Source organism: Micromonospora sp. NPDC049799, from assembly GCF_040656655.1.
GTDB lineage: Bacteria > Actinomycetota > Actinomycetes > Mycobacteriales > Micromonosporaceae > Micromonospora.
Genome location: NZ_JBFAMU010000306.1, coordinates 1 through 5,926 on the forward strand (window position 1 = coordinate 1; position 5,926 = coordinate 5,926).

The 5,926-nt window shown below is 72.5% G+C and carries 6 protein-coding genes; all 6 read left to right on the forward strand.

Annotated features, from left to right (window positions below; genetic code table 11):
• Nucleotides 1-904 (forward strand): sugar ABC transporter permease (locus tag AB0I76_RS20605; RefSeq protein ID WP_357037736.1); only part of this gene is annotated, 904 nt, incomplete at its 5' end.
• A complete protein-coding gene (locus tag AB0I76_RS20610) occupies nt 904-1,740 on the forward strand; it encodes a carbohydrate ABC transporter permease (protein ID WP_357037738.1) in 837 nt (278 codons plus the stop codon). The genes AB0I76_RS20605 and AB0I76_RS20610, both read left to right, overlap by 1 nt.
• 40 nt (nt 1,741-1,780) lie before the next feature.
• A complete protein-coding gene (locus AB0I76_RS20615; protein WP_357037742.1) occupies nt 1,781-2,908 on the forward strand; it encodes a glycoside hydrolase family 172 protein in 1,128 nt (375 codons plus the stop codon).
• A gap of 72 nt (nt 2,909-2,980) precedes the next feature.
• Nucleotides 2,981-4,012 carry a LacI family DNA-binding transcriptional regulator gene (locus AB0I76_RS20620; protein WP_357037745.1) on the forward strand — a complete coding sequence of 344 codons (1,032 nt, stop codon included), beginning with the start codon at nt 2,981-2,983 and terminating at the stop codon, nt 4,010-4,012.
• A 138-nt stretch (nt 4,013-4,150) separates the two neighbouring features.
• Nucleotides 4,151-5,227, forward strand: a complete 1,077-nt coding sequence (locus AB0I76_RS20625; protein ID WP_357037748.1) for a glycosyl hydrolase family 32 — start codon at nt 4,151-4,153, stop codon at nt 5,225-5,227.
• Nucleotides 5,228-5,229: 2 nt separating this feature from the next.
• Nucleotides 5,230-5,926, forward strand: a 697-nt coding sequence (locus AB0I76_RS20630) for a PfkB family carbohydrate kinase (protein WP_357037751.1), incomplete at its 3' end; no start/stop codon positions are given.

The following is a 5,926-nucleotide window of genomic DNA, read 5'->3' on the forward strand; positions in this document are numbered from 1 at the left end:
GCGGCGGCCCCGGCCCCGCCGTGGGCTGTCGGACGCCGGGTACGCCACCCTGCTCGCCGCGCCGGCCGTGGTGGTGCTGCTGGCGCTGGTCGGCTGGCCCCTGGTCAAGCTGGCGGTCGACAGCCTGTACACCGGGTCCGGTCTCGGCGACGGGCGCAGCTTCGCGGGACTGGACAACTACGTCACCGCACTGACCGACCCGGCCATCCGGGCGGCGGCCGGGCGGACGCTGGCGTACACGGTCATCGTGGTCACGGCCGAACTGGTGCTCGGCCTGGCGGTGGCGCTGCTGTTCCACCGGCTCGGGCCGCGGGCGCGGATCCTCCAGACGCTGTTCCTCTACCCGCTGATGATCGCCCCGGTGGTCGCCGGCCTGCTCTGGCGGTTCCTGATGATCGACAACGTCGGCATCGTCAACGAACTGCTCGCGCGGGTCGGGATCCTGGACGACCCCGGTGACGTCTCCTGGCTCAGCGACCCGGACCTGGTGCTCTTCTCGGTGGCGCTGCCGGACATCTGGCTCACCACCTCGTTCATGACCCTGGTCCTGTACGCCGGCCTCCAGGCGATCCCGCCGGACCTGTACGAGGCGGCCCGCCTCGACGGTGCCCGGGGCCTGCGCCTGCTGGTCAGCGTGACCCTGCCGCTGCTGCGGCCGGTGATCGCGGTGGCGCTGATCATCCGGGGCGTGGACGCCGCCCGCGCGTTCGACGTGATCCTCATCCAGACCGACGGCGGCCCGCAGTCCGCGTCGGAGACGTTGAGCCTGACCATCTACAAGACGATGGTCAGCTACAACGATCCCGGCACGGCCGCCGCCACCAGCACCCTGTTCATGATCGTCATGATGGCGGTCGCGATGGTCGCGGTGCTGACCATCTGGCGGCCCGGTAGGGAGTCCTGATGTCCCACGTGCTCGCCGCAAGGATCAGGACCGGGCTGCTCTGGGCCGCCGCCGTCGCGGTCGTCGTGATCTACGGCTTCCCGTTCGTCTACCTCGTCCTCACCTCGTTCAAGCCGCCGGTCGACGCCATCGCGGTGCCGCCGACCGTGCTGCCCGAGCGGTTCAGCCTGGACAACTACGTGACCGCCCTGAACCGGCCCGGCGTCACCGCCTCGTTCATCAACAGCGTCAGCACGGCGGTCATCGCCACGCTGCTGTCCATGGCCCTGGCGATCCCGGCGGCCTGGGCCATCACCCGGTACCGCACCCGCACCGGACGACTGCTGATGGCCGGCTCCCTGCTGGTCCGGATGGCACCGGCGGTGGCGATCGGCATTCCGCTGGTCACCATCCTCGGCGCGGTCAACCTCACCGACACGCCCACCGGCCTGGCCCTGGCGCAGACCACGGTGGCGCTGCCCCTGTCGATCTGGTTGCTGGCCAGCTTCTTCGAGGGCGTGCCCCGGGAGATCGAGGAGGCCGCCCTGGTCGACGGGTGCGGACGACTCGGCGCGCTGCGGCGGGTCATCCTCCCGGTGGTCTCCGGGGGCGTGGCGGTCACCGCGATCTTCGCCTTCCTCGCCTCCTGGAACGAGTTCCTCTTCGCCCTGCTGCTCACCTCGATCCGGGCCCAGACCACCCCCATCGCCATCGCCAACTTCCAGAGCCAGTTCGGCCTGGACTGGGGCCCGATGACGGCCCTGGCCACCCTCTACTCCGTACCCGCGGTCGTCCTGACGCTGCTGCTGCAGCGCCGGATCGTCGCCGGGCTCAGCCTCGGCGCGGTCAAGGGCTGACCGCCGCTCCCCCTCGCACAACCCCCAGAAAGGAACCACCATGTCGTTCTGGCGCCCCACGAGTCCCCTCGCGGGTCTCACCCGGGTCAAGGCCGGCCGCTCCAAGCGTGAGTCGAGCTGGGACCGCACCGGCGGCAACCGCGACTTCGCCGTCGTGCCGCCCGGCGAGACCCACGTGCTCGCCGACATCGAGGGCACCGGCGTCATCGAGCACATCTGGCTGACCACCCGCTGCTACTCCGAGAAGTACCTGCGCAAGCTGGTCATCGAGATGTACTGGGACGGCGAGGAGAACCCGAGCGTCCGCAGCCCGCTCGGCGACTTCTTCGGGGTCGGGCACGCCACCTGCACGCACTACGTGTCGCTGCCGCTGAGCATGGTGTTCGGCCCGCGCCGCGGCCCGAAGGGCCCGTTCGCCGCCGCGATGAACTCGTACTTCCCGATGCCGTTCGGCAGCTCCGCGAAGATCGTGATCCGCAACGAGAGCGACAAGCCGATCGAGAACCTCTTCTACTACGTCGACTACGACCTGACCGACGAGGCGAAGCCGGACGACGTGGCCTACTTCCACGCGTACTACCGGCAGGAGAAGCCGTGCACGCCGGTGCCGAACGGGCTCGCCCCGGGCGAGGTGCCGGCCCCGTGGGACCTCCCCGGCACCAACCTGACCGGCGCGGACAACTACGTCATCCTCGACACCGACGGCGGCGCCGGCCACTACGTCGGCTGCGTGCTCAGCATCGACAACCACAACGCGTCGAACCAGCCGTACACGTGGCCCGGCGAGGGCGACGACATGATCTTCATCGACGGCGAGCAGTGGCCGCCGTCGCTGCACGGCACCGGCACGGAGGACTACTTCAACGCCGCGTGGGGCTTCCCCAGCGGGGCGTACGCCGGGCCGTACCACGGCATCAGCCTGGCCAGCAGCCCGCAGGAGCACTTCGGCCTGTGGAGCATGTACCGGTTCCACATCGAGGACCCGGTGCGCTTCTCGACGTCGATCAAGGTCACCATCGAGCACGGGCACGCCAACGACCAGGGCAACGACTTCTCGTCCGTCGCGTACTGGTATCAGCACCACCCACACAAGCCGCTGCCCGAGCTCCCGCCGGTGGCGGAGCGACTGCCGCGCCGCTGGCCCGAGCACGGCCTGTGGGACGAGTGACCGGTCCGATACCGTTGACCGGCCGTCCGATCCGGACGACCGGACCCGCGCGAACACTGCGATGGTGAGCTGATGGGGCAGAAGGCGAGCATCCGGGACGTCGCCGCCGCGGCGGGCGTCTCGGTGACCACCGTGTCCCACGTGCTCAACAACAAGTCCGGCACCCGGGTCAGCCCGGACACCCGCGAACGTGTCGAGTCGGCGGCCCGCCAGCTCGGCTACGCGGCGAACGGTCTGGCCCGGGGGCTGCGGCTGCAGCGCTCGCACACCCTCGGGCTGCTCAGCGACGTCATCGCCACCACCCCGCACGCCGGGCGGATCATCCTCGGCGCGCAGGAGACCGCCTCGGCCCGCGGCTGGGTGCTCATGCTGCTCACCACCGGGGGCGACCCCGAGGTGGAGCGGCGGGAGATCCAGGCGCTGCACCAGCACCGGGTCGACGGCGTGCTCTACGCGACGATGTACCACCAGGTCGTCAGCGTGCCCGAGGAACTGCGGCCGATGCCGGTGGTGCTGCTCGACGCGAGCAGCCCCGACCCGGCGGTCCCGTCGGTGGTGCCGGACGAGCCCGGTGGCGGCCGGGTCGCGACCGGCGAGCTGCTCGCGCACGGCCACCGCCGCATCGGCTTCGTGACCAACGTCGACGACATCCCGGCCACCCGGGGCCGGCTTGCCGGCTACCGGGAGGCCCTCGACGCGGCCGGCGTGCCGTTCCGGCCGGAGCTGGTACGGGCTGACGTCTCCGACAGCCACGGCGGCTACCGGGCGGCCCGGGAGCTGTTGGACCGACCGGAGCGGCCCACCGCCCTGTTCTGCTTCAACGACCGGATGGCGATGGGCGCCTGGCGGGCCGCGGCGGAACTGGGCCTGAGCATCCCCGGTGACCTGTCGGTGATCGGCTTCGACAACCAGGAGCTGATCGCCGAGGGCCTGCACCCGGGGCTGACGACGGTGGCGCTGCCGCACTACGAGATGGGCGCCTGGGCGGTGGAGACCATGGTCGAGGTGCTCGACCAGCCCAAGGGCGGTCGCCGGCGTCCCGCCCGGCAGGTCGTCATGCCCTGCCCGCTGGTACGCCGCGACTCCGTCGCCCCGCCCCGCTGACCCGACCCGCCGTCCCCCACGGCGGACACCCGCGACCGGCTCCGCCGGCTCGCGTGCTCGACGCACCCCCGCCGCGCCCCACGCGGCGCCGACGCACTCCGCCGCCCGAGCGCGGCGTACGAGGAAGAGGTAACGACCGTGCTGCGACTGCCCGACGCCTGGATCTGGGACTTCTGGTTCGCCCGCGAGGGCGACACCCACCACCTGTTCTTCCTGCGCGCCTCCCGGGCGCTGGGCGACCCGGACCGGCGGCACTGGCGGGTCAGCGTCGGCCACGCCGTCTCCACCGACCTGCGGGAATGGACGCAACTCGCCGACGCGCTGGTGCCAGCCGACCGGCCCGCGTTCGACGACATCGCCACCTGGACCGGCTCGGTGGTACGTGGCCCGGACGACCGGTGGTACATGTTCTACACCGGTGCCGGCAGCACCGAGCGGGCCCTCGTCCAGCGGATCGGCCTGGCCACGTCGTCGGACCTGCTGACCTGGGAGCGCCACCCGACCTCGCCGGTGCTCACCGCCGCCGGCCGCTGGTACGAGCGCTACGGCGACTCCACCTGGCACGACGAGGCGTGGCGGGACCCGTGGGTGTTCGCCGACCCGGACGGCGACGGCTGGCACATGCTGATCACCGCGCGGAGCAACGAGGGTCCGGTCGACGACCGGGGCGTCATCGCCCACGCCCGCTCGCACGATCTCCTGCACTGGACCGCCCAGCCGCCGGTCACCGCGCCCGGCAGCGGCTTCGGCCACCTGGAGGTCCCGCAGGTGGAGATCGTCGACGGCCAGCCGCTGCTGGTCTTCTCCTGCCTGCGCGACCACCTCGCCGAACGCTGCCGGGACGCCGCCGCCTGCGGTGTCTGGGTGGTACCCGGTGACTCGCTGCTCGGCCCGTTCGACGCCGCCCGCGCCCAGCGGCTCACCGACGACAGCCTCTACAGCGGCCGGCTGGTCCGGGACGCCGACGGCCGGTGGCAGCTGCTCGCCTTCCTCAACCATGACGCCCAGGGCCGCTTCGTCGGGGAACTGAGTGACCCGATCCCGGTGCGGGTCGCCGCCGACGGCACCGTGCTGCTCGGCGACGCCGCGCCCGGCACCCCGTACTCGGTGCACGACCGCCGCGACGTCGCACCGGACGAGGAGCAGGCCGGACCGGTCGCCCCCACCCAGGCGGAGGCGGCGGTGCCGACCGGGGCCGTGGCAGCGAGGGCCTGAGCGTGTTCGCCGTGCTCGGTGAGGCCGTCGTCGACCTGGCCCCCGCCGGCGGCGACGGCCTCTTCGCCGCTCACCCGGGTGGCAGCCCGCTCAACGTGGCGGTGGGGCTGGCCCGGCTCGGCCGTCCCACCGCGATGCTGGCTCGCTTCTCGCGTACCGCCTTCGGGCGGCGGCTGCGCGACCACGCCGTGGCCAACGGTGTGGACCTGGGGTCGGCGGTGTTCGACGACCGCCCGGCCACCCTGGCCGTCGTCTCGCTGGGCGACACGGGGGCGGCCAGCTACGACTTCCACCTCGACGGCACCGCCGACTGGCACTGGACGCCGGAGGAGCTGGAAACCCTGCCGGCCGGCACACGGGTACTCCACACCGGCTCGCTCGCGGTCCTCCTGCCACCCGCTGCGGACCTCGTCGCGGACGTGCTGGCCCGGGAGCACGCCGCCGGGCGGGTGCTGGTCAGCCTGGACCCGAACGTCCGTCCGGCGATGCTCGCCGACCCGGACGGGGCCCGGCGTCGGCTGCTCGCCCTGGCCCGGTACGCGCACCTGGTCAAGGCCAGTGACGAGGATCTGGCGTGGCTGTTCCCGGGCGAGTCGGTGGAGACCGCCGCCGGCCGGTTGCGCGAGGAGGGCGTACGCCTGGTCGTGGTAACCCGGGGCGCGGCCGGCTCGTACGCCGCCACCGCGACCGCCGAGGTGC

Coding starts and splice junctions, on each gene's coding strand:
- AB0I76_RS20620 (WP_357037745.1), top strand. CDS start 2,981: ATGGGGCAGAAGGCGAGCATCCGGGACGTCGCCGCCGCGGCGGGCGTC.
- AB0I76_RS20610 (WP_357037738.1), top strand. CDS start 904: ATGTCCCACGTGCTCGCCGCAAGGATCAGGACCGGGCTGCTCTGGGCC.
- AB0I76_RS20615 (WP_357037742.1), top strand. CDS start 1,781: ATGTCGTTCTGGCGCCCCACGAGTCCCCTCGCGGGTCTCACCCGGGTC.